Genomic DNA, 23620 nt, shown 5'->3' on the forward strand with positions numbered 1-23620 from the left:
AGTATAATCCAATTACGTTCAATTGGCAGTGTAAACAGAACAAGTTGCTTGAGTTGTTTCTCGCCTGAGAAAATAGAATGATAATCAGAATGTTAGAATTTTATCCGCATCAAGCGTCCATTGCGCCAAATCGACTAATGTACCTAACTCTGCACCATCAACTAATGGTAAATCACTGATACCACGAGTATCTGTACATGTTTTACATAATTTAACGGGAACATTTTGCGCCGTTAAAATTTCCAGCATTTGTTGTAAGTTATAACCTTCTTTAGGCTGTTGACGAGCTAAAGCTCCCGTAACAGCATCTGACATTAAAAAGATATTTAATTGAGTTTCTGGGTGCTGTTCTTTTAATGTAATAGATAAACGTAGTGCGTTAAATAATGACTCATTACCATAAGCAGCACCATTAGCAATAACTAAGACCTTACTCATAAATGTCTTCCTTTTGTTTAATAATAAATTAAGAGGACGCAGATATTCTCATATTTGCACTGTGCTTTATCATATCAATAAAGCTATCAACCAAATATTGACTTTCATCTTTGATAGAAAAACTTTCTGGTGAAAATAACCAATTTTCGGCAAGCCCAGTCATCATGGCTCTTAACATGATGGCCGCCCTTCTTAAATTAAGGTTGGATGGAAGTTGTTTTTTTTCAATACAACGAGATAAAGATTGTTCTATTCTAGAGTAATCTGCTGCACACAATTCTCTACGAATTTCAACAATTGGTGTCATTTCACCAACAAATTCGCATTTATGGAAATATATCTCTAAAAGTGCATTATGTTTAGGATCTTCGACAATCGATGTCAATATGTAAATAAGCAATTCTCTTAATACAAATAGTGGATCATCTGGGTATTTTGTTTGATACTCTATTTCTAAAGATTCTATTTTTAAGTCGGTGAGTTCGCACGCTTCAGTAAATAAATCCACTTTATTTTTAAAGTGCCAATATATTGCGCCACGGGTAACCCCTGCAGCGGCCGCAATATCTGAAAGTGATGTGGCAGAAACGCCTTGCACAGTAAACAGCCTAAGTGCAGCATCAATAATCTGCTGTCTTGTCTCTTGTGCCTGCCGTTTAGTTTTTCGTGCCATTAATCCTCGATTTTGACTGAAGTTAATTTACATACATTCATGTATGTTTGTACTATACATCGCAGTCAATCATCAACTTAATTATTTTTATCCCGGGAAACAACGTTTGAATAGAGGTTTTCTTATGCGAAAAAACAGAGGGGTTTTGCCTCTGGCTCTGTTAGTGCTATCAGGCAGCTTGGTTCTTGCTGGATGTGACGACAAAGCTAAACAGTCTGCTGGAGGTCCACCTCCTGCACCGGCTGTAGGTGTTGTGACTTTAGGAGCACAAGCTCTGACAATCACCACTGATTTACCAGGTCGTACATCAGCCTTCCGTATTGCTGAAGTTCGCCCTCAAGTTGGCGGCATTATTTTAAACCGCAATTACAAAGAAGGTAGCTATGTAGAAGCGGGTACATCTTTGTACCAAATCGACCCAGCTATTTTTGAAGCAACTTTAAATAGTGCGCAAGCTGAATTAGCGAAAGCTAAAGCTAATGCTGAAATAGCTCGTCTCACTGTGGAGCGTTATAAACCTCTGCTAGGTACAAACTATGTCAGTAAACAAGATTTTGATACTGCAACATCTCAATATGCACAAGCTGTTGCTGCTGTTAGAGCAGGAGAAGCAGCCGTAACAACTGCAAAGATTAATCTTGAATATACAAAAGTAACAGCACCAATTTCAGGTCGCTCAGGTAAATCTACTGTGACTGAAGGCGCACTTGTCGCTCCAGGTCAGCAAGTGGCACTGACTACAGTTCAGCAAATCGATCCGATTTACGTCAATGTGACACAATCGAGTGAAGATTATCTGAAACTTAAAAATGAAATTGAAAGTGGCGTTATTCGTCAAGAGCAAGGCAAACCTGTTGTTCATTTAACATTGACTAATGGGCAAGCTTACGCACAGAAAGGTCATTTAGAATTTTCTGATGTCACTGTTGATGAAACAACGGGCTCAATTACTATGCGTGCTATCGTACCTAACCCTACTGGGGAACTATTACCAGGTATGTTTGTTCGTACTAAATTAGAAAATGGTATTCGTCAAAATGCGATTTTGATCCCACAGCAAGCTGTTATTCGTACTGCACGTGGTGAAGCAACAGCAATGGTTGTTAATAAAGACAATGTTGTTGAAGTTCGTACCATCGATGTGTCACAAGCTGTTGGTAATAAATGGCTCGTTAATAGTGGTGTTCAGGCTGGTGAGCGCGTTATCGTTTCTGGATTGCAAAAAGCAAAACCAAAAATGACAGTAACGCCTCAAGAAGAAAATTTAGATGCAAAGCCATCACCTGAACAAACTGAGCCAGCTAAGAATCCTCAATAAGGAGTCGGTGATCCATGCCTAAGTTTTTTATAGATAGACCGATATTTGCGTGGGTAATTGCGATAATTACCATGCTCGCAGGTCTTCTGGCACTCATCAAACTGCCTGTTGCCCAGTATCCAACGATTGCACCGCCAGCGATTTCTATCTCTGCGGTTTATCCTGGTGCTGATGCCACCACTGTGCAAAATACAGTTACCCAAGTTATCGAACAGAATATGAATGGTATCGATAACATGGTGTATATGTCTGCGACCAGTGACTCAGCCGGTATGATGAATATCACTCTGACCTTTGAAGCAGGTACTGATCCTGATATCGCGCAAGTACAGGTGCAAAATAAATTGCAACTTGCTATGCCGTTATTACCTCAGGAAGTGCAACAACAAGGGATTAGTGTTGATAAATCCTCAAGTTCATTCTTGATGGTTGCAGGTTTCATCTCAAATGACGGTTCAATGTCACAAGATGATATCGCAGACTATGTGGGTGCAACAATCAAAGACCCATTAAGTCGTGTAACCGGCGTGGGTGAAACCCAGTTATTTGGTACCCAATACGCAATGCGCGTTTGGTTAGATCCAGATAAACTGGTGAAATACAACATGACAACACTTGATGTTATTGGTGCGATTAGAGCACAAAACAACCAAGTGGCAGCAGGTCAATTAGGGGGCACGCCTCCTGTTCCTGGTCAGCGTTTAAACGTATCTATTATTGCTCAAACTCGACTTAATACCGCAGAGCAATTTGGCGACATCCTGATGAAAGTCAACACAGACGGTTCACAGGTTAAGCTAAAAGATCTCGGTGTAGTTGAAATGGGTGCTGAAAGCTACAGTACTATTGCTCGCTTTAATGGCCTACCCGCTTCAGGTATTGGTATTAAGCTAGCGACGGGTGCTAACGCATTAGATACCGCAACTGCTGTACGTGCTGCATTAGCTGAAATGGAACCGTTCTTCCCTGCGGGATTAGAGGTCGTTTATCCTTATGATACAACGCCATTCGTTAAGATCTCTATTTTTGAAGTGGTAAAAACGCTTGTTGAAGCCATCATGTTGGTATTCGTAGTTATGTATCTGTTCTTACAGAACTTCCGAGCTACGTTAATTCCAACAATTGCAGTACCTGTTGTATTGTTAGGTACTTTCGCCATACTCTCGGCGTTTGGTTATTCGATAAATACCTTGACGATGTTCGCAATGGTGCTTGCCATCGGGCTTCTGGTGGATGACGCCATTGTTGTGGTAGAAAACGTCGAACGTGTTATGCAAGAAGAAGGTTTATCGCCTAAAGAAGCAACACGTAAATCTATGGGACAAATCCAAAGTGCGCTGGTGGGTATCGCCCTTGTGCTTTCTGCGGTATTTATTCCAATGGCATTCTTTGGTGGTTCAACGGGTGCAATTTATCGCCAGTTCTCTATCACCATCGTATCAGCAATGGTTCTGTCTGTTTTCGTTGCATTGATTTTAACACCTGCACTTTGTGCAACGATGTTAAAACCTGTACCAAAAGGCAGTCATGGTGTACAAACGGGCTTCTTTGGTTGGTTTAACCGTACCTTTGAAAAAAGTAGCCATCACTATACTGACAGCGTATCCCGTACTCTTCGTGGTACTGGTCGTTACTTATTAATTTACGTTTTATTAGTCGCGGGCATGGCATTAATGTTTATTCGCCTACCTGCATCGTTCTTACCTGAGGAAGACCAAGGGGTATTACTGACAATGGTTCAGTTACCTGCGGGCTCCACACAAGAACAGACTCAAGACGTATTAGAAAGAGTAAATGACTACTTTAATACCGATGAAAAAGAACTCGTTAAATCCGTCTTTACCGTCAGTGGCTTCGGCTTCGGTGGTCAAGGCCAAAATATGGGTCTAGTCTTCGTTGTATTGAATGATTGGGATGAACGTAAAGCAGATAAAGACAAGGTTCCGGCAATTGTAGGGCGCGCCAATATGGCGTTATCCCAAATTAAAGAAGCCTTTGTTTACTCATTTAATATTCCAGCAATTGTTGAATTAGGCTCTGCGGGTGGTTTCGAATTCGAGTTAGTCGATAAAGCGAACCTCGGTCACGAAAAACTCATGGAAGCACGAAATCAATTACTCGGAATGGCAGCACAACAACCTCAAATGTTAATGGGTGTGCGTCCTAATGGTCAGGAAGATACGTCACAGTATCGTCTATATATCGATCTAGAAAAAGCGCAGGCTCAAGGTGTTGCAATCAGTGATATCTATTCAACATTAGGTACCATGTTTGGTGGTAGTTACGTAAACGACTTTATCGACCGTGGCCGTGTTAAGAAAGTTTATGTTCAAGCTGAATCACAATTCCGTATGTTGCCACAAGATATTGGCAATCTTTATGTTCGTAACAATGTCGGTCAGATGGTTCCATTCTCATCGTTCATTGATACAAGTAAAGATCCTTGGTTATATGGCTCTCCACGTTTAGAGCGTTATAACGGTTTACCTGCAGTCCAAATTCAAGGTAGTGCAACACCGGGTCAAAGTAGTGGTGATGCAATGCTAATGATGGAAGACCTTGCAAGTAAATTACCAAGTGGTATTGGTTATGAATGGACAGGAATGTCATATCAAGAACGTTTATCTGGTAACCAAGCGCCTGCGCTGTATACCATTTCCTTGATAGTTGTATTCCTCTGCCTTGCTGCCCTTTATGAAAGCTGGTCAGTACCGTTCTCCGTTATGCTTGTGGTTCCTCTGGGTGTTATTGGAGCACTGTTATTCACCACATTCCGAGGCCTTGAGAACGACGTTTACTTTAAGGTTGGGCTCTTAACAACCATTGGGTTATCGGCGAAAAACGCAATCTTGATTGTTGAATTCGCCAAAGACTTGATGGAAAAAGAAGGTAAAGGACTCATAGAAGCAACGTTAGACTCTGTTAGAATGCGTCTACGTCCAATTCTAATGACCTCTCTGGCCTTTATGTTAGGGGTTATTCCTCTAGTATTAAGTAATGGTGCAGGTTCTGGTGCACAGAACTCAGTAGGTACAGGTGTATTCGGTGGTATGATTGCCGCAACCTCCCTCGCTATCTACTTCGTTCCTATTTTCTTCGTCGTGATCCGTAGACGATTTGCGAAGAAAAACGAAGATTTAGAGCATCCAAATAATTCACACTAATTTGTCTGTGAATACAAAAAAGGTCGCGTAAGCGGCCTTTTTCTTTATCTATTGATATATCGTTTAAAATGAAAACTTATCCCAGTATATTATTTTTAAGAAATATCTCTTTAATCAATAAACTCATTTTATTTTTTTTCTTATATATGACTTTTTGTCAAAATCAAACAGTACTGTTATTTATAAATAACAACGATAAATAGACCTTATTTACACGCTTAAACATGCAAACTACAATAAAAACAAAGATAATCATGATGTTAAAAAATCATCATCTTGGTTGGAATATATTAATTTTTACGAAAATAGACAAAATTCTGTTGTTCAGATAGTGACTTATGCGATAATAGTGCTATATTAAGCAAAGAAACATTTTATTGTGTGTTTTTTAAACTCCCTTGTATGCAATGAGTATTTGATATCGCCTTTCGATATGCTATTACTTTGTTAGAAATAATAAATATAATTATTAAACTCTTTTAGCATACGGGTAAATATAAATGCCCAATCTCAAGTTTGTGTTTTTTATTAATCCATTAATGAATTATGTGATGTGTCTCATTAATAATGCCTAACTCTACGTATTTACCATTATTAATAAATATTTTCTATTAATTCAGTCACGATAAGTTATGGACGAATATTCACCAGAAAAAGTAGATTTAGCTGAATTGTCGTTTTTATGTGAAGAGCTATTACAGCAAGCTTTAGGCTCGTTAGATAAAGGCAACACCGTTTGGCACAATGATCTGAGTAGCACAAAAAGCGTTGACCTTAATGTCTTAATTGAACACATTATGGACTTTAGTTGGAAATTTAAGATTAAACACCCAGATAAACAAGTAATTAACACTCTTATAGAAGAGTACCTTGAAGAAACATATCGTTTATTTGGTAATGCATCAATTTCTTACTCAGATATCAATAATTGGAAAGAGTTAAATCATTCGCTTTTAACCCTTATAGACAAAAATCCAAAAAGTCATATTAAGTAAATTTAACTACCTTTAGTTTTATTCCAAATAATAGAGAAAAGACAACATGACAAAGACAGATTATCTAATGCGTTTAAGAAAATGTACTTCAATCGAAACATTAGAGCGAGTAATTGAAAAAAACAAATACGAACTCTCTGATGATGAGCTGGAGCTATTTTATTCAGCAGCTGATCATCGTTTAGCTGAGCTCACTATGAATAAACTCTATGACAAAATTCCAGCATCTGTTTGGAAATTTGTAAGATAATTTAGTTCTATTTAATTACCTTAGTTTTATTTTTGCTATTTTTATTTTTTATAGTAGTAGGGTTATTAATTCTTAATTTAGATATCGTTTTTATTCACGTTTTCTTATCAGTAGAATGATTACACACCATCATGCCGTTAACTTATTACGGCATGACTGCATTATTTTACCCAAAATCCCCACTTTCATATTATAAATATCATCATTCATTTTCTAATAATGAATCCATACATTGAATTTATTATTTCTATATACGTAATATTGATATTCAAAAATGGGGGGAAATAACACACAAAACGCGTTATTAGCGGAAAAAAATCGGAAGATATAAATTTAAGAGGACTAAAATTGGGTGGGGCCTTGCCAGCGACATCCCGGCACACGCGACACCTGCCATGGCTGCTTCCTTCCGGACCTGACCGAGTTAACAAGTTAGCGTTGCGGGAGAACCAACAAGACCCCATAGATTGTCTTATTGCTAAGACGTCACGCATTATGTTTTAAACTCACAAAAATAGCAAGGACAGTGAGCTTAAGTGATGATTAATTACCCAAATTAAGGCTTATCTCTTATTCATCTACCTTTAGCGCTCTTTTCGCCTCTCATAAACCCATAAGATCGTATTCAATAAGCTAATAAACAATAATCTCATTGACTATGTTCATTTATCATTAGATTGCTACCGAAGATAAAAAGGAGATTGTTTTTTTATATTCTTAGGATTGTATATAATCATTTTATAAAAATAACCCGATATAATGGTACAGGTACACTATGAGTCAAGCATTGAAAAATCTCATCAATTTAATGGCACTTGAAAAAATAGAAGAAGGTCTATTTAGAGGGCAAAGCGAAGATTTAGGATTACCACAAGTTTTTGGTGGTCAGGTTGTAGGACAGGCGCTGTATGCAGCAAAACAAACTATTGCAGATAACCGCTATATTAATTCCTTTCACAGCTATTTTTTACGCCCTGGTGATAACCATAAACCCATTGTTTATGATGTAGAATTTATTCGTGATGGGGGTTCATTTAGCACACGCAGAGTCAGCGCTATCCAACAAGGTAAACCTATTTTCTATATGACGGTTTCTTTTCAAGAATTTGAGGAAGGTTTTGAGCATCAAGACACAATGCCTGATGTCCCTTTTCCCAATGAACTTATCTCGCAAGATGATATTTTGAAAAAATTGGCGCCTAAATTACCAGAGCCGATTAAATCTTTAGCATTACGAGAAACCCCTTTTGAAGCACGCCCAGTGCAATACTTTAACCCTTTTGGCTATTCTAAGGCACCCGCTGAACGCTATGTTTGGTATCGTAGTCGTGGTGAAATGCCATCAGATCCTTTTTTACATCAATATATGTTGGGCTATGTTTCTGATTTTGACTTCTTACCCACAGCTCTCCAGCCTTATGGTTTAGGATTTATGGATCCAAGCCTTCAAGTAGCGACAATCGACCATTCAATGTGGTTCCACCGTCCATTCCGCATTGATGATTGGTTACTGTATGTAATTGAAAGCCCATCCGCATCAGGAGGAAGAGGATTTGTTAGAGGTAAATTCTTTAACACGAATGGCCAATTAGTTGCCTCATCCGTTCAAGAGGGGGTTATTCGTCAAAAACACCCTAAACATACAAAATAATCAAATAAGCATATTCCCCCCTCAAAAAGAGGGGGAATAGACTATTACTGCTGATAAGCACGTTCACCATGAGACGTTAAATCTAATCCATCATGCTCTTCTTCTTCAGAAACTCGTAATCCCACCAGCTTATCTGCAATTTTAAAACTAAGATAAGCCACAACACCTGACCAAATCACCGTAATAACGACACTCATTAACTGTATTAAAACTTGCTTGCTTAATGTCATACCGTCGTTATAGCCCACGCCCCCTAAAAATGAAGCCGTAAATACACCTGTTAATAAACATCCTGCAATGCCACAAGTTCCATGAATACCGAAAACATCACAAACATCATCCGCTTTTAGCCAACGTTTTAAAATAACAACACCCCAAAGCCCGATAATTCCACCTGTTATACCAATAAATAATGCGCCCATAATACCAACAGTGCCCGCGGCTGGCGTAATCGCCACCAATCCAGCAATACAACCAGAGCAACTGCCTAACATTGATGGCTTTCCTCTAACTAGCCATTCAGATAAAGTCCAAGAAAGCACTGCCCCCGCAGTTGCAATCACCGTATTCAAAAATGCTAAGGCTGCAATTGCGTTTGCACTTCCTGCAGAACCTGCATTGAAACCAAACCAACCAATATAAAGCGCGGCCGTTCCAATAAATACCATCGGTAAATTATGAGGTTTAAGGGCAGTATATTCGTAATCACGTCGCTTACCGAGTAAGTAAGCGCCAACAAGAGCAGCAACAGCCGCATTGATATGAACCACTGTTCCGCCTGCAAAATCAAGTGCGCCATCATCAATTAACCAGCCACCTTCTCCCCATACCATGTGAGCAATCGGAATATAAGAAAACGTAAACCAAATAACCGTAAAAATAACCAACGCAGAAAAACGGACACGCTCACCCAGAGCTCCAACAATTAATGCAATCGTTATCACTGCAAAGGAGCCTTGAAAGGCAATGTGTACATATTGATTAATTGAACCTGAAACAGACTCCAGAGAAACATTACTCAAAAAAGTAAGTGACCACCCACCCCACACTTTATTACCTGCAGTAAAAGCTAAGCTATAGCCAAAAGTTATCCAAAGAATGACCACGACACTAAAGATCATCATTACTTGAGTTATCAACGAGAGTACATTTTTACTTCTCAATAACCCCCCATAAAACAGGGCAATACCAGGAATAGTCATAAAAAAGACCAATGCAGTGCAAATCAACATAAAACCATTATCGGCTTTATCGATAACCGAAACTTCAGAGGCAAATGCTGATAAAGAAAAGTTTGTAAGCACTAACATTAATAATAAAGAAAGTAAGCTTTTCATCGAAATTCTCCTTTAAAGAGCCTCATCACCAAACTCACCCGTACGAATACGAACGGCTTGTAATAATTCCAAAACAAAAATTTTGCCATCACCCACCTTGCCCGTATCTGTCGCTTGCATAATCGTTTGCATAACGGGCTCAAGTTGCTCATCGCTGATGGCGAGTTCTATTTTCACCTTAGGAAGAAAATTGACTTCGTATTCGGCCCCTCTATAAAGCTCAGCATGCCCTTTTTGTCGCCCATATCCCTTTACTTCACTGATTGTCATCCCTTTTATACCCAACTCAGAAAGTAACTCTCTGACCTCTTCTAATTTAAATGGCTTAATTATGGCGATGATATATTTCATATAAACCTCGTCGATGAGAGAAAGAACAACGCTTATAAAGCAAAAGACATGCCATTTTTTAATATATTGATATTTAAATAAAAATTTAAATTATTAAAAAATAAAACCAATAAACTCACCGCATTGGTGCAAACATAAGCCTACTATTTTGATAAAAGCGAGATAGTTGGGAAATAAAAAAGGGCACATTAAATTATGTGCCCTCTAAAAAAATCAGATGTTAATTTTTAGTCAATTATTCTACTTTAGCAGGATCTTGTTCTTGTAAAGACTCTCTAACCTGCTGTAATTGGTACATATTATAGTATCGTCCTTTTTGAGAGAGTAATTTCGCATGATCACCCTGCTCAACAATTGCACCACGATGAAGCACTACAATTTCATTGGCTTCAATAATTGTAGAAAGTCGATGAGCAATAACAATAAGGGTTGTTTTCTCTCTTACTACTTTTAATGCCTTCTGTATAGCTTGCTCTGTTCCTGAATCAATATTTGCTGTTGCTTCATCAAGAATAAGAATACGAGGTGGTATTAATAATACTCGAGCTAACGCAAGTAACTGTTTTTGCCCCGCAGATAATCGACTACCTTGTTCGCCAAGTTCTGTTTGTAATCCTTCTGGTAATGCTTTAACCCATTGATCAAGTTGTACTGTTTCTAACACTTGCCATAAATGTGACTCATCACATTCTCTCCCTAATGTAATGTTGTCATACAACGAACCTGATAATAAAACGGGATCTTGCTGTACCATTGCAATACCACTACGCAACGCATAATGAGAATAATCCTCTAAAGGTTGCCCGTCTAAGTAAATACGCCCTCTTTGCCAAGGATAATTTCCCATCAACAGACTTGCTAACGTACTTTTACCGCTCCCTGTATGGCCAACAAATGCCACAAAATGACGAGCAGGAATAGCTAAGTTGATATCTTTTAATACCCATTGTTCATCACGATAGGCAAACCATAGGGAATTAACATCAATATTACCTTGAGTAATGATATGTGATGATGAGCCGTAATGTTGCAAAGGTGCATCCATCAATTCAAAAACACGCTCACCTGAAACAACCGCTTGTTGCAAAATAGACTGTTGCGATGTCAATGTGATTAACGGTTCATTTAATCGCCCCAAATAGCTAATAAACGCATAAATCACCCCAACACCGATAACCGTACTGCCTTGATAGCCAAATAGCATCAATAAGCCACACAAAACCAACGCAGAGAGCATACTTAACAAAGGACGTAATAACAGTCCATCGAGTTTTAATGCTTTCATGCGGGCTTGATAATGCTGCCAACTATCATCAGACATTCTTTGACCAAATCGAGCTTGTTGCCTAAATTGCTGGATCACAGACATTCCATTGATAACTTCATGGAAACCATCATTAATATTGGCAAGAAAATGGCGCACATTACGGACTATTGGTGTACTGAGTCGCTGATAAAGCATCATCACACCAATAACAGCAGGAAAGATAGTCATCGCCACCAGTGCCATTTGCCACTCTAATAAGAACATGGCAATTAACATAACAACCACCAATGCAATGGCTCGGAACAATGTCGGTAAAACGTTAACAAATAAATCTTTAATTGTTTCGGTATCATTCGTTACACGAGAAATTAATTGGCCTACGGGTTGATTATCAAAAGCACTTAATGGCTGTTTCAGTGCAGCGCTCATCACATCTGTACGTAATTGTTGCACAACTCCAACAGCCGCATGATTAAACACAATCGCCTGATAATAATGAAGTGTCGCGGCAATTATTTGTAAAAGAATAAACACCAATGCCAAACCTAATGAGGATGTTAATTCAACATTATTTGTAGCCACTTTCTCATCAATGAAATAACCAACAATTAATGGGCCTCCCACCTCTGCAACTGCGGCTATCCACAACATAATAACGCCCCATGTCATAGGTTTGCGATAGGTCTTACCATAAGTTAAAAGACGCTTTAATGCAGGAAATAGCGCTTTAACGGATTTATTTTTACTCATCGTCATCCAGCGCGGCCTCTAATTGCTGATAATGGTACATATCTTGATACCAACCAGGTATTGAAATCAATTGTTGATGTGTACCTTGTTCTACAATTTCACCTTGTTTTAGCACTAGAATATTAGTGGCACCAACCAAAGCAGATAAACGATGCGCACTGATAATCAACGTTCTATCTTTTCGCCATTGTGACAAATTTTGTAAAATTTGATATTCAGTTTGTCCATCAACTGCAGATAATGCGTCATCTAATAATAAAATTTCCGCATCTAAGAGTAGCGCTCGTGCAATAGAAATACGCTGTTTTTGCCCGCCAGATAACATCACGCCTTTTTCACCTACCTGTGTTTGATACCCTTCAGGTAAACGCAGAATATCGTCATGAATATTTGCCAGTTTAGCTACTGCTTCAATTTCGTCTTTAGTTGCATTAGGACGTCCTAATGCAATATTTCCTGCAATGGTATCTGAAAATAAAAAAGGTGTTTGATTAACTACAGCTAAACGCGCTCGCCATTCATCAAGTTTTAATTGATAAATAGGTACGGATTGAAAACAAATTTCACCCTCAGTCACATCGTAAAGTCGTTGGATAACGGTAAGTAGTGTACTTTTTCCACTTCCTGTCATTCCGCAAATTCCCAACATGTCACCGGGAGATAAGGTGAAATGAATATTTTTAAGCACATCTGTTGTTTGTTCAGGATACTGAAAGCGGTCGATATTAACGGATAATACCCCTCGACCTTGTTTCGGTGATAAATCACCATCAATCATATCGAGTTTTTCATTCAATAAACTATTAATTCGACTGTAGGCAGCACTACCACGTTCAACAATATTAAACATCCATGCTAGCGCCAACATAGGCCAAATCATTTGTCCTAAATACATAACAAAACTGGTTAATTCACCTAATGTCATTTTGCCATTGAGTACCAGATAGCTCCCTCCAGCAACTGCGAGTAAATTAGCAAAACCGATCGCCATAAAAATAGTGGGATCAAACAAAGCATCAATTCTCGCGACACGCATATTTTGGCGCCCAGTTTCTTTTGCAACATCATCGAAACGGGAAGCATGCTGTTGTTCAAGCCCGAATGATTTGATCATGCGAATACTGCTAAGGCTTTCTTGAGCTTGATTATTCAGTGAAGAAAAAAGTGCCTGCGCAGTTTTAAAACGACTATGTAACTTATCACCATAACGTTTAATTAAAATGGCCATTAGTGGCATAGGTAATAGTGAAATTAGTGTTAGTTCCCAGCTTAATTGGATGCTCATCATCACAAGTACAGCAAGTCCCATCACCATTGAATCAACTAAAGTTAGAACCCCTTCTCCGGCCGCAAAAACGACTTTATCAACATCATTCGTGGTACGAGCGATCAGATCGCCAGTACGATAGCGGTGATAGAAAGAAGAGGATTGCTGATTAAGCTGTTGGTAAATCTGCATTCGCAGTTTTACGGCTAATTGATAAGAGGCACCAAATAACCAAAGCCGCCAAAAATAACGCAAAAGATAAACCGCGAGGGCAATTAACACCATCACGCCAACCCAATTCATTACTTGGCTAAACGACAGACTATGGTTATCAACACCATCCACAATGATCCCTACAATTTTAGGAGGGATCACCTGTAATACTGCGATAACCATCAATAAGAAAATAGCACCGACATAACGACGCCATTCACTGAGGAAATACCAACTGAGCTGTGAAAATAGAGCCACGCCTTAAATCCTAAGGTTATACAAAAATAAAAGTGCCAGTTGGTAAAGATGAACCTTATTCAGGTATCGGCATTGCCGTTGTGTATTTAATTTTTTCCATTGCGAAGTTAGAAGTCACGTCAATAAGGCCTGGTACACCATTTACCATACGCTTATAAAACAAGTCGTAACTTTTCATGTCCACTACTTCAACATGCATTAGATAATCACACTCACCCGCCATTCGATAGAATGTCAGTACTTCTGGCATTTGCTTAACAAATGAAACAAACTGTTCGTACCATTCGCTATTATGTTGCTGTGTTCTAATCATAACAATAACTGTTAGACCTAGCCCAATTTTTTCGCTATCAAGTAGGGCAACTCGCTTACGAATATACCCTTCATCCTCAAGTCGTTTCAATCGTTTCCAGCAAGGTGTTGAGGTTAGGTTAACAGCCTCAGCCAAAGTATTCAGTGAGAGGCTTGAATCTTCCTGTAATAGCGCTAATAATTTACGGTCAATCTTATCTAACATAGATACTCCTTCAAAATATGCCCCTACAAAAAATAATGATAACCTGCCCCTTACTATAAGAGTAATCATCTAATGATAAATCGGTAATAAATTGTCATAATATATGTACTTTTATGCGTACTAATCCTTATGTAAATTCAATTTTCAGGAGTATTCCGATGAAAAAAACGGTCGTTGTCTTTAGCGGTGGACAAGATTCGACAACATGCCTTATTCAAGCAAAAGAAAAGTACGATGAAGTACATTGCATTACATTTAATTATGGGCAACGTCATAAAGAAGAAATTGAGGTAGCACAAAAAGTAAGTCAATTACTGGGAGCTACTGCGCATAAAGTTTTGGATGTAAATTTACTCAATGAACTCGCTATCAGTAGCTTAACTCGCGACAATATACCTGTTCCTGATTTCAAAGAAAGTGAAGAAAGTGACATTCCAAGTACCTTTGTACCGGGTAGAAATATTCTTTTTCTCACCTTAGCCGCCATTTACGCTTACCAAATTGGGGCTGAAAGTGTCATTACGGGAGTTTGTGAGACGGATTTTTCTGGCTATCCTGATTGTCGTGATGAATTTGTCAAAGCATTAAATCATGCAGTTAATTTAGGTATTGCGCGTGATATTAAATTCATCACTCCATTAATGTGGCTAGATAAAGCTGAAACTTGGGCATTAGCAGATTATTACCAAAAATTGGACTTTGTTCGTCATAAAACCTTAACTTGCTATAACGGTATTCAAGGTGATGGTTGTGGCGAATGTGCTGCTTGCCATTTAAGACAGCGCGGATTAACTACTTATTTAGCTGACAAAACGCAAATTATGCAGACAATGAAACAGAAAGTTGGACTAAAATAATTATTCTCATATCGCCCACTTATCGTTATCACTGCAACTTATTGGCTTAAGCAGTGATAACCATACATGCATTATCACTGCCTTAAATTACGTTAAGTTAACTCATCTTGACTGTATCACATTATTTGTAATACAAACTCTCTGTGTATTATGATGACTGACGTACATACTCTAGTTTTTCTCTTAACTGCTCCGTTAAGGTCAGTGCTTTTTTGGTATTAATGTCTACAAGAACAAAAGTGATTAATGCATCAGAGATAAGCGCACCATCTTTTTTTCTGACTATTTTTTGAGACAGTACGCCACTTTTAATTCCAACTTCAGCAACTTCACAGTCAATAATTAATTCATCACCAAGACTTGCAGGTAAGCGATAATTAATATTGATATTAGCGACCACTAACGCCAATCCATTGCGCTTAAACCAAGCAAAATCTAAATGTTGTTCAATCCAATCCCATCGGGCTTGTTCTAAAAACTCAAGGTAACGTGCATTATTTACATGTTCAAAAACATCTAAATGAAAACCATAAACTTTAATTAATGTACTCATATCAATCCATTACCTCTTGATTATTATAGTGAGATTTTTTGATAACGTTTCTTTGCGATACAGTAAATATAGTCAAAAAATAAATTTAGTTATGTCTCAATTTAGCTCTTTTATCATTCACTCCATTTAGCGAATCAATTCAATGGAAACGTGTTTCTCTTATTAAAAAGAGAAACACGAGTTATTAAAACAATATTTATCTTTTCGGTAAACGTGCTACATACACTATAAAATGCAAGTTAGCACATTAGTTTATGACGATAAAATCACGATTTTGTTCGACTAATTTCATCCCTATACCAAATACTTTTTCAAGTTGTTCAATAGAGGTAAATCGACCCAATTGTTCACGGTAATCAATAATAGCTTGAGCCTTCGCTTTACCAATGCCTTTAAGTCCCATTAACTCATCAACCGTCGCTGTATTTAAATCAACTTTACCCTCTACATTTGCTTTTACTTCTTTCGCTTCTTTATCAACAGATGTGCTCGTTTCAATAGAAATCGAGGGAGTTGAAACAGGTGTTTCTTCTGCGTAAGAAAGCGGTGAAAGTCCTAGTCCTAAAGCAAGGCAGATTGAAGCCATAAATCCTGATAACGCTTTTTTATCCATCGTCATAATCATAATTTCCTTTTATAAAATAATTTTAAATTCAATAGCAAACAGTGTTTTCTGAATGCAAGAAAATAATGACAACGTATTGATAATACTGCAATTACATAAAAATAAAATGTCGAGATAATAAGAAAAATAAAATGAACAAAGGCTGCGTTACAACAAAATTATAGGGATTGTTCTCAAATATTCTTTTTTAAGAAAAAATAGATATCAATACTCCATATCAATATTTGATACCTATAAAAAAACCCAGCCTAAGCTGGGTTTTTATGAAGAATTAAAGATAATTTATTGATAATCTTTGTCGAAGATCTCAATTTTAGCGTTGTCTTTTAAGTCACGTAAAATCAGTTGTAAGGCTTCTTCACCCATCTGTGCACGATAGAGGTTAGCCATAAACTCTAATTGCTCTGATGTTGGTTTGCCATCTGTCACGCTATCTAATTGAATAAAGACAACCTTAGTACCCGGCACATTAGTCATACCATATTCTTTTTTACCGTCAGCAGGTTTAGGCATAGCAAAAATAGCGGTTTGAACTGTATCTGTCGCAGAGGAATGAACAATACTTTCCACATCACCAAAAGAAAGGTTAGCTGCTTTTAGTGCTTCATCACCTTTGCCTTCTTTTAACGCAGCCAAAATTTTCTGCGCTTGTGTATTCATTGCTTGCGATGCTTTTTGCTGTTTGACCAGCATAACAACTTGATCACGCACTTTATCTAACGGTAGGCTTGCAGAAGGCTTATAACCCTCTACACGCACCACAAATGCACTATCATTACCTAATGTCACCATATCTGAGTTCATGCCCGTAGGGCCATTCTCATCAACTAATGAGCCACCAAAAATTAATTGGGTTAGTTTTTCATTATTTAATGGTGCTGGTACGGTATTTTCATCAAACCAATCTGTATCAACAACTGTCACATTACCCGCTTTAGCAGCAGGTGCTAATGTGTCGTTATCATTAGAAGCAGCCTGACTCACACGTTGTTGTAATGCAAAGAAATCATCAATAGCCTTGTTTTCGCGCATTTTTGCGAGTAAATCTGTTTTTACTTCGTCAAACGGTTTTACGACAGATTGTTTAATATCATCAAGACGGAAAATTGCGTAACCATTACTGATTTTAACAGGCGCAGAAAGCTGGCCTTTTTCTGTCAAACTTGCATTAGCCAGTTCTGGTAATTCTTGTCCGATAGTTATCCAACCTAAAGAACCATTCTGTTTTGCAGAGAAAGCATCAACTGATTTTTCTTTGACTAACGTAACAAAGTCAGCACCTTTTTTCAGTTCTTCTTCTGCTACTTTAGCAGCAGCTTCATCAGCTAAAACTAAGATGCTGTATTGTTTCTGTCCTGCGACAGTAAATTCATCGATGTTGCTATCGTAATACGCTTTTGCTTCATCATCAGTAATATTAATACTATTAAGATCTTTTTGAGCATTTAATTGGATATAACTCACTTTAAATTGCTCTGGCGCGATAAACATTTGGTTATTTTGTTCATAGAACGCCTTCACTTCGTCATCTGATGCCGTTTCTTTTTCAAGGAATGGCTGAATATCTAATGACGCTAAGCGTACATTACGACTTTGCAGCATCAGTCCCGCAAATTCTTTAACTTCGCTGTCTAAGGCAAAATCAGTGCCTTGGATAGAGAATCTTAATTGCTGATTGATAAGATTTTGGCGGATCCCTTCTGCAAACGCATCTGCATCAATATTATTGCCTTTCAATAAATCGACGTATTTTTTATTGTCAAATTTGCCATCAGTTTGAAAGTAAGGAAGCGCAAAAATTGCATCTCTAATTTGTTGGTCGCCCGCTGAAATACCAAGATTTTGTGCAAATTGATCAAGTAATGCTTGATTAATAAGTAAATCAAGTGATTGTTGGCGGATCAGTTTCTGGCCTTCTTCAGATGAGGCAAGAGCAGCAAAGTTTTCACCCATATCTTGTTGTAACTGAGCACGACGTTGCTGGTAAGCTTGCTCTAATTGAGAACGGCTAATTTTATATCCGTTAACTTCAGCAGCATCATTAACGCCAGAACTAAAGAGATATCCGCCCACACCAGTTAGGACGAAAGAGAGGATGATCACAGCTAATAATATCTTGATAAATGGATTATTAGCAGTTGAACGAATGTTGTCCATCATAACGAGACGAGGCTCCGTTTGGTGAAATAAAAATTATTTTTATGAGTGTTACACGACTATTTTGAGCACAGCGAAAAGATAATATGCCCATGCTGGCTTAATATCAAAATATCGCGACACGCGACAATCATTAAAAACAGCCAGTCCCGTATTCAATGTGCAGTCTTAAACACGCACTTTCTATCACTGAAAAAACTAAACAGCATTATTTGATTCATTGATTTGACTAACCACTGAATCATTCATTGTTGTCTATTTCAGTTATAGAACAACGCGACATTCTATCAAATGACTACTTTAGTTTCACGTCTTATCGCCAGAGAATTCAAGGTTTAATCGTGATTTAACACCTAAAAAAAGAAAAGCGCATCTCAAAAAGATGCGCTTCATTTTTTAATTGAGTCGTTTTCTGTTTATCCATAGCGTTAAATTAATAACTTTTTGGCAGAAAGTTCGTTCAACTATTATTGATTAACTGCGTCTTTTAAGCCTTTACCCGCACGGAATGCAGGAACTTTTGCAGCTTCAATTTGAATTTCTTTACCAGTTTGTGGGTTACGGCCAGTACGAGCTGCACGATCACGCACAGTAAAAGTACCGAAACCTACTAATGCTACATCATCACCTTTTTGTAAAGATTCAGTGATAGAAGCAACCAGAGCATCTACAACACGACCTGCTGCCGCTTTTGAGATATCTGCATTTGCAGCAATTTTGTCGATCAGTTGAGTTTTATTCACGCTTTCATCCCCATAATTTTATGCGTTATTTTTCACCATTAATGGTAAATTTTGCAAACGTCGTTATATCAAGCCTTTTTAGATATAGCAAGACCGATAAAACAGCATTATTAATTAAAATCCCCATTAAATTAGCGACACAAAAAAAGGCTGGCAAGCTTTTATTACTTATCCAGCCTTTTTTTTAGCTATAATTTATGACTAGCATCACTTTTTAGTGCGATTTATCAGTCACAATTTCCATGCCAAACGGTGAATTTTGTAGGGCTAACGATAAAACTTCCTCAATTGTTTTCACCGGGTGAATATCCAGGTCAGCAACAATATTTTCAGGAATTTCTTCTAAATCACGTTTATTTTCATCTGGGATAAGAACTGTCTTAATTCCACCACGATGTGCAGCAAGTAACTTTTCTTTCAGTCCGCCAATTGGCAATACTTGTCCGCGTAACGTAATTTCACCCGTCATAGCAACATCAGAACGAACAGGGTTACCTGTTAGGCTTGATACCAATGCAGTACACATTGCGATACCCGCACTTGGACCATCTTTTGGTGTTGCACCTTCAGGAACGTGTACGTGCATATCACGTTTTTCATAGAAATCGCTATTGATACCCAGTTTATCCGCACGGGCACGAACAACCGTCATTGCCGCTTGGATAGACTCTTGCATAACCTCACCTAACGAACCAGTGAATGTTAGTTTGCCTTTACCTGGTACACTCGCTGTTTCAATTGTCAGTAGATCACCACCGACTTCTGTCCATGCAAGTCCTGTTACCATGCCTACTCGGTTTTCTGTATCAGCACGACCGTAGTCCACTTTACGAACACCTAAATAGTCTTTGAGATTATCTTCGTTAATCTCAATATGTTTGATTGTGCTATCCATCAGCAGTTGTTTCACTGCTTTACGGCATAATTTAGAAATTTCACGTTCTAAACTACGTACACCCGCTTCACGAGTGTAATAACGAATAATGCCCATAATGGCGCTGTCATGGATTGTCAGCTCACTTGGCTTTAATGCATTACGTTCAATCTGTTTTGGTAACAAGTGCTGTTTAGCAATGTTTAGCTTTTCATCTTCGGTATAACCCGATAAACGAATAACTTCCATACGATCTAACAGAGGTGCCGGTATATTCATGGAGTTAGATGTCGCCACAAACATAACATCAGACAGATCGTAATCAACTTCCAAATAATGGTCGTTAAATGCGATATTCTGTTCTGGATCTAACACCTCTAGCAGTGCAGATGCCGGATCGCCTCGCATGTCTGATGACATCTTGTCAATTTCATCTAATAGGAAAAGTGGGTTTTTCACACCAACTTTTGCCATTTTCTGAATTAATTTACCTGGCATAGAACCAATGTAAGTACGACGATGTCCACGGATCTCAGCTTCATCACGTACACCACCTAACGCCATACGAACATATTTACGACCTGTCGCTTTAGCAATAGATTGCCCCAGTGAGGTTTTACCCACACCTGGAGGCCCAACCAAGCACAGAATTGGCCCTTTAATTTTGCTAACACGAGACTGTACCGCGAGATATTCAAGGATACGCTCTTTAACACGTTCTAAACCATAATGGTCAGTATCAAGCACTTCTTGCGCTTTCACTAAGTCTTTTTTAACTTTGCTACGGCTATTCCAAGGAACTTGAACCATCCAATCGATATAGCTACGTACAACCGTAGCTTCTGCTGACATTGGCGACATCATTTTCAATTTCTGAAGTTCCGCTTCTGTCTTTTCTTTTGCCTCTTTTGGCATTTTTGCAGCGTCGATTTTACGTTTTAGCGATTCCATTTCATCAGGTGCATCATCCATCTCACCTAACTCTTTTTGAATCGCTTTCATTTGTTCATTGAGATAATACTCTCGCTGACTTTTTTCCATCTGCTTTTTAACGCGGTTACGAATGCGTTTTTCGACTTGTAACAGATCGATTTCTGATTCCATCATCGCCATTAAGTACTCTAGGCGTTCAGTCACATCAGACATTTCAAGTACAGCTTGCTTATCTTTCAGTTTCAGCGGCATATGAGAAGCAATGGTATCTGCTAATTTGGCTGATTCTTCGATAGCGTGTAATGAGGCCAATACTTCTGGCGGAATTTTTTTATTCAGCTTGATATAACCTTCAAACTGATTAATCGTTGTACGATTTAAGACTTCTTGTTCACGCTCATCAACAGCTGGCGTTTCAAGGTATTCTGCTTTTGCCTGAAAGTACTCACCATTGTCAGATAACATCGTAATTTTGGCACGACGAATACCTTCAACAAGGACTTTTACTGTTCCATCAGGCAATTTTAGCATCTGTAAAACAGACGCTACTGTACCAACAGAAAAAAGATCATTAACACCTGGTTCGTCAGTAGATGCATCTTTCTGCGCAACCAGCATAATTTGTTTGTTGTCGTTCATCGCCGCTTCTAAGCAATGAATTGATTTTTCACGACCAACGAACAACGGGATTACCATATGCGGATATACAACAACATCACGTAGTGGCAATACAGGTATTTCAATACATTCTGGACGCTCAGGATTCATAGAGCTCTCTCTTCGTTTTTAGCTTAACGCTTTTACAGGTAATTTTATTCGCATGTCACCAAATAAAATTAATTCCACGGATTGTCAAAATATATAAGGGCACTTTTCTGACATTCAATAGCCTTACCCATTAAAAAAACAAAATGAGGGAAAATTCCCTCATTTTTATTGCGTTGGCACGCTTTATCTTAAATTTCTCGTCTATTTAGGAGAGAATTACAGATAATGTCAGATAAGAGACATTGCCAAATTACGATGCATTATTCACCTGATGCTTGGTTTTCTGGTTGACTATAAATAATCAACGGCTCAGATTTTCCATTGATGACACCTTCATCAATAACAACTTTCTCTGCATTTTCAAATGAAGGAAGGTCATACATCGTATCAAGTAATGCAGCTTCAACAATTGAGCGTAAACCACGAGCACCTGTTTTTCGTACCATGGCTTTTTTCGCGATTGCAGTCAGCGCTTCTTTACGGAATTCTAAATCCACACCTTCTAACTTAAATAATGCCTGATATTGTTTTGTCAGCGCATTTTTAGGTTCTTGTAAGATTTGGATCAGTGCATCTTCGTTTAACTCACCTAATGTCGCAACAACAGGTAAACGTCCAATAAATTCGGGAATAAGTCCAAATTTAATCAGATCTTCTGGTTCGACTTGGGCTAATAACTCACCTTCGCTGGCTTTTTCTTTTTGGCTTTTGACTTCTGCACCAAAACCAATACCAGAGTGTGTATTTAAACGTTGTGCAACAACTTTATCAAGGCCAGCAAATGCACCACCACAAATAAAGAGGATTTTAGAGGTATCAACCTGCAAAAACTCTTGTTGTGGGTGCTTACGTCCACCTTGTGGAGGAACCGAAGCTACCGTTCCTTCAACTAGTTTCAATAATGCTTGCTGTACACCTTCACCAGACACGTCGCGTGTAATTGATGGGTTTTCAGATTTACGAGTGATCTTGTCAATTTCATCAATATAAACAATACCACGTTGTGCTTTTTGCACATCGTAATCGCATTTTTGTAGCAGTTTTTGAATAATGTTTTCAACATCTTCACCCACATAACCCGCTTCTGTCAGCGTTGTGGCATCTGCCATAGTAAAAGGTACATCAAGGTAGCGTGCTAATGTTTCTGCTAATAGTGTTTTACCACTACCAGTAGGTCCAATCAGCAAAATATTACTTTTTCCTAGCTCAACACCATTGGCTTTATCGCCATTACGCAGGCGTTTATAGTGATTATAAACGGCAACAGCCAGAACTTTTTTAGCCAATTCTTGACCGATAACATAGTCATCAAGGTGCTTACGAATTTCATGTGGCGTCGGCAATTCACTGCGTTCATGATGAGGCGCCAGTTCTTTTATTTCTTCACGAATGATATCGACACAAAGATCAACACATTCATCACAGATATAAACCGACGGACCAGCAATCAATTTCTTTACTTCATGCTGGCTTTTACCGCAGAAAGAGCAATACAGAAGCTTCCCTGAGCTATCTTTGCGCTTATCTGTCATCAGTCAACCTCACTTAGTTATTCTTCTTATCAATTTATAAGAAGAAGAAAGACTTTTTTACATAGATATTGCTAGCCATTTCCGTTGGGTTAAAGGCTAACAAAGAAAATCTATTAATTCATTTGCTAT

19 protein-coding genes and 1 other RNA gene are annotated in these 23620 nt (G+C 38.3%); 6 read left to right on the forward strand and 14 right to left on the reverse strand.

Annotated features, from left to right (window positions below):
- Window positions 1-84: 84 nt before the first annotated feature.
- A complete protein-coding gene (locus JEP40_RS00940; protein ID WP_072069368.1) occupies window positions 85-438 on the reverse strand; it encodes a DsrE/DsrF/TusD sulfur relay family protein in 354 nt (117 codons plus the stop codon).
- Window positions 439-466: 28 nt separating this feature from the next.
- Window positions 467-1111 (reverse strand): multidrug efflux transporter transcriptional repressor AcrR, encoded by a 645-nt coding sequence (gene acrR / locus JEP40_RS00945; RefSeq protein ID WP_198622054.1) that lies wholly within the window; start codon window positions 1109-1111, stop codon window positions 467-469.
- Between the two features lie 124 nt (window positions 1112-1235).
- On the opposite strand from acrR, the gene JEP40_RS00950 reads away from it, so the two are divergent.
- The 4 genes from JEP40_RS00950 (at window position 1236) to JEP40_RS00965 (ending at window position 6838) form a co-directional block, all read left to right on the forward strand.
- On the forward strand, window positions 1236-2429 hold the full coding sequence (locus JEP40_RS00950; RefSeq protein ID WP_198622055.1) for an efflux RND transporter periplasmic adaptor subunit: 1194 nt from the start codon (window positions 1236-1238) through the stop codon (window positions 2427-2429).
- A 14-nt stretch (window positions 2430-2443) separates the two neighbouring features.
- On the forward strand, window positions 2444-5593 hold the full coding sequence (locus tag JEP40_RS00955) for an efflux RND transporter permease subunit (protein WP_198622056.1): 3150 nt from the start codon (window positions 2444-2446) through the stop codon (window positions 5591-5593).
- A gap of 632 nt (window positions 5594-6225) precedes the next feature.
- The gene (gene tomB, locus JEP40_RS00960) at window positions 6226-6588 is read left to right on the forward strand and encodes an Hha toxicity modulator TomB (RefSeq protein ID WP_198622057.1); all 363 of its coding nucleotides are present in this window, start codon (window positions 6226-6228) and stop codon (window positions 6586-6588) included.
- A 46-nt stretch (window positions 6589-6634) separates the two neighbouring features.
- Window positions 6635-6838 (forward strand): HHA domain-containing protein, encoded by a 204-nt coding sequence (locus JEP40_RS00965; RefSeq protein WP_006535062.1) that lies wholly within the window; start codon window positions 6635-6637, stop codon window positions 6836-6838.
- A gap of 358 nt (window positions 6839-7196) precedes the next feature.
- On the opposite strand, the gene ffs is transcribed toward JEP40_RS00965, so the two are convergent.
- Window positions 7197-7293: signal recognition particle sRNA small type (gene ffs, locus JEP40_RS00970), an RNA gene on the reverse strand.
- Window positions 7294-7613: 320 nt separating this feature from the next.
- Between ffs and tesB the strand changes: the two genes are divergently transcribed.
- Window positions 7614-8489 carry an acyl-CoA thioesterase II gene (tesB, locus tag JEP40_RS00975; RefSeq protein WP_198622058.1) on the forward strand — a complete coding sequence of 292 codons (876 nt, stop codon included), beginning with the start codon at window positions 7614-7616 and terminating at the stop codon, window positions 8487-8489.
- 44 nt (window positions 8490-8533) lie between these two features.
- Here tesB and amtB read toward each other — a convergent pair whose 3' ends face one another.
- The 5 genes from amtB to JEP40_RS01000 form a co-directional block, all read right to left on the reverse strand.
- Window positions 8534-9826, reverse strand: coding sequence for an ammonium transporter AmtB (gene amtB, locus JEP40_RS00980; RefSeq protein WP_198622059.1), 1293 nt, complete (start codon window positions 9824-9826; stop codon window positions 8534-8536).
- Between the two features lie 12 nt (window positions 9827-9838).
- The gene (locus JEP40_RS00985; protein ID WP_072069375.1) at window positions 9839-10177 is read right to left on the reverse strand and encodes a P-II family nitrogen regulator; all 339 of its coding nucleotides are present in this window, start codon (window positions 10175-10177) and stop codon (window positions 9839-9841) included.
- 235 nt (window positions 10178-10412) lie between these two features.
- Window positions 10413-12200, reverse strand: coding sequence for a SmdB family multidrug efflux ABC transporter permease/ATP-binding protein (locus tag JEP40_RS00990; protein WP_198622060.1), 1788 nt, complete (start codon window positions 12198-12200; stop codon window positions 10413-10415).
- A complete protein-coding gene (locus tag JEP40_RS00995; RefSeq protein WP_198622061.1) occupies window positions 12187-13932 on the reverse strand; it encodes a SmdA family multidrug ABC transporter permease/ATP-binding protein in 1746 nt (581 codons plus the stop codon). Before JEP40_RS00995 ends, JEP40_RS00990 begins: the two co-directional genes overlap by 14 nt.
- 55 nt (window positions 13933-13987) lie before the next feature.
- Window positions 13988-14449 carry an Lrp/AsnC family transcriptional regulator gene (locus JEP40_RS01000; RefSeq protein ID WP_036911686.1) on the reverse strand — a complete coding sequence of 154 codons (462 nt, stop codon included), beginning with the start codon at window positions 14447-14449 and terminating at the stop codon, window positions 13988-13990.
- A gap of 158 nt (window positions 14450-14607) precedes the next feature.
- Between JEP40_RS01000 and queC the strand changes: the two genes are divergently transcribed.
- Entirely contained in the window at window positions 14608-15306 is a 699-nt protein-coding gene (queC, locus tag JEP40_RS01005; RefSeq protein WP_198622062.1) for a 7-cyano-7-deazaguanine synthase QueC, read from the forward strand.
- A gap of 148 nt (window positions 15307-15454) precedes the next feature.
- Here queC and JEP40_RS01010 read toward each other — a convergent pair whose 3' ends face one another.
- The 6 genes from JEP40_RS01010 to clpX all read right to left on the reverse strand — a co-directional run bounded on the left by JEP40_RS01010 (window position 15455) and on the right by clpX (window position 23491).
- A complete protein-coding gene (locus JEP40_RS01010) occupies window positions 15455-15859 on the reverse strand; it encodes an acyl-CoA thioesterase (protein ID WP_198622063.1) in 405 nt (134 codons plus the stop codon).
- Window positions 15860-16106: 247 nt separating this feature from the next.
- On the reverse strand, window positions 16107-16472 hold the full coding sequence (locus JEP40_RS01015; RefSeq protein WP_420094334.1) for a ComEA family DNA-binding protein: 366 nt from the start codon (window positions 16470-16472) through the stop codon (window positions 16107-16109).
- 294 nt (window positions 16473-16766) lie between these two features.
- Entirely contained in the window at window positions 16767-18644 is a 1878-nt protein-coding gene (gene ppiD, locus JEP40_RS01020) for a peptidylprolyl isomerase (protein ID WP_198622065.1), read from the reverse strand.
- 464 nt (window positions 18645-19108) lie between these two features.
- Complete coding sequence (gene hupB / locus JEP40_RS01025; protein WP_036911695.1) at window positions 19109-19384, reverse strand: nucleoid-associated protein HU-beta; 276 nt, start codon at window positions 19382-19384, stop codon at window positions 19109-19111.
- A 214-nt stretch (window positions 19385-19598) separates the two neighbouring features.
- Window positions 19599-21959 carry an endopeptidase La gene (gene lon, locus JEP40_RS01030; RefSeq protein ID WP_109407980.1) on the reverse strand — a complete coding sequence of 787 codons (2361 nt, stop codon included), beginning with the start codon at window positions 21957-21959 and terminating at the stop codon, window positions 19599-19601.
- 260 nt (window positions 21960-22219) lie between these two features.
- On the reverse strand, window positions 22220-23491 hold the full coding sequence (clpX, locus tag JEP40_RS01035) for an ATP-dependent protease ATP-binding subunit ClpX (protein WP_036932880.1): 1272 nt from the start codon (window positions 23489-23491) through the stop codon (window positions 22220-22222).
- Between the last annotated feature and the right edge of the window lie 129 nt (window positions 23492-23620).

Origin of the sequence: Proteus vulgaris (assembly GCF_016239305.1) — a bacterium.
Classification (GTDB): Bacteria; Pseudomonadota; Gammaproteobacteria; order Enterobacterales; family Enterobacteriaceae; genus Proteus; species Proteus vulgaris_C.

Excerpts from the sequence above, each read along its gene's own strand:
- JEP40_RS00940 (WP_072069368.1), bottom strand. The coding sequence starts at position 438 with ATGAGTAAGGTCTTAGTTATTGCTAATGGTGCTGCTTATGGTAATGAG.
- acrR (WP_198622054.1), bottom strand. The coding sequence starts at position 1,111 with ATGGCACGAAAAACTAAACGGCAGGCACAAGAGACAAGACAGCAGATT.
- JEP40_RS00950 (WP_198622055.1), top strand. The coding sequence starts at position 1,236 with ATGCGAAAAAACAGAGGGGTTTTGCCTCTGGCTCTGTTAGTGCTATCA.
- JEP40_RS00955 (WP_198622056.1), top strand. The coding sequence starts at position 2,444 with ATGCCTAAGTTTTTTATAGATAGACCGATATTTGCGTGGGTAATTGCG.
- tomB (WP_198622057.1), top strand. The coding sequence starts at position 6,226 with ATGGACGAATATTCACCAGAAAAAGTAGATTTAGCTGAATTGTCGTTT.
- JEP40_RS00965 (WP_006535062.1), top strand. The coding sequence starts at position 6,635 with ATGACAAAGACAGATTATCTAATGCGTTTAAGAAAATGTACTTCAATC.
- tesB (WP_198622058.1), top strand. The coding sequence starts at position 7,614 with ATGAGTCAAGCATTGAAAAATCTCATCAATTTAATGGCACTTGAAAAA.
- amtB (WP_198622059.1), bottom strand. The coding sequence starts at position 9,826 with ATGAAAAGCTTACTTTCTTTATTATTAATGTTAGTGCTTACAAACTTT.
- JEP40_RS00985 (WP_072069375.1), bottom strand. The coding sequence starts at position 10,177 with ATGAAATATATCATCGCCATAATTAAGCCATTTAAATTAGAAGAGGTC.
- JEP40_RS00990 (WP_198622060.1), bottom strand. The coding sequence starts at position 12,200 with ATGACGATGAGTAAAAATAAATCCGTTAAAGCGCTATTTCCTGCATTA.
- JEP40_RS01000 (WP_036911686.1), bottom strand. The coding sequence starts at position 14,449 with ATGTTAGATAAGATTGACCGTAAATTATTAGCGCTATTACAGGAAGAT.
- queC (WP_198622062.1), top strand. The coding sequence starts at position 14,608 with ATGAAAAAAACGGTCGTTGTCTTTAGCGGTGGACAAGATTCGACAACA.
- JEP40_RS01010 (WP_198622063.1), bottom strand. The coding sequence starts at position 15,859 with ATGAGTACATTAATTAAAGTTTATGGTTTTCATTTAGATGTTTTTGAA.
- JEP40_RS01015 (WP_420094334.1), bottom strand. The coding sequence starts at position 16,472 with ATGGATAAAAAAGCGTTATCAGGATTTATGGCTTCAATCTGCCTTGCT.
- ppiD (WP_198622065.1), bottom strand. The coding sequence starts at position 18,644 with ATGATGGACAACATTCGTTCAACTGCTAATAATCCATTTATCAAGATA.
- lon (WP_109407980.1), bottom strand. The coding sequence starts at position 21,959 with ATGAATCCTGAGCGTCCAGAATGTATTGAAATACCTGTATTGCCACTA.
- clpX (WP_036932880.1), bottom strand. The coding sequence starts at position 23,491 with ATGACAGATAAGCGCAAAGATAGCTCAGGGAAGCTTCTGTATTGCTCT.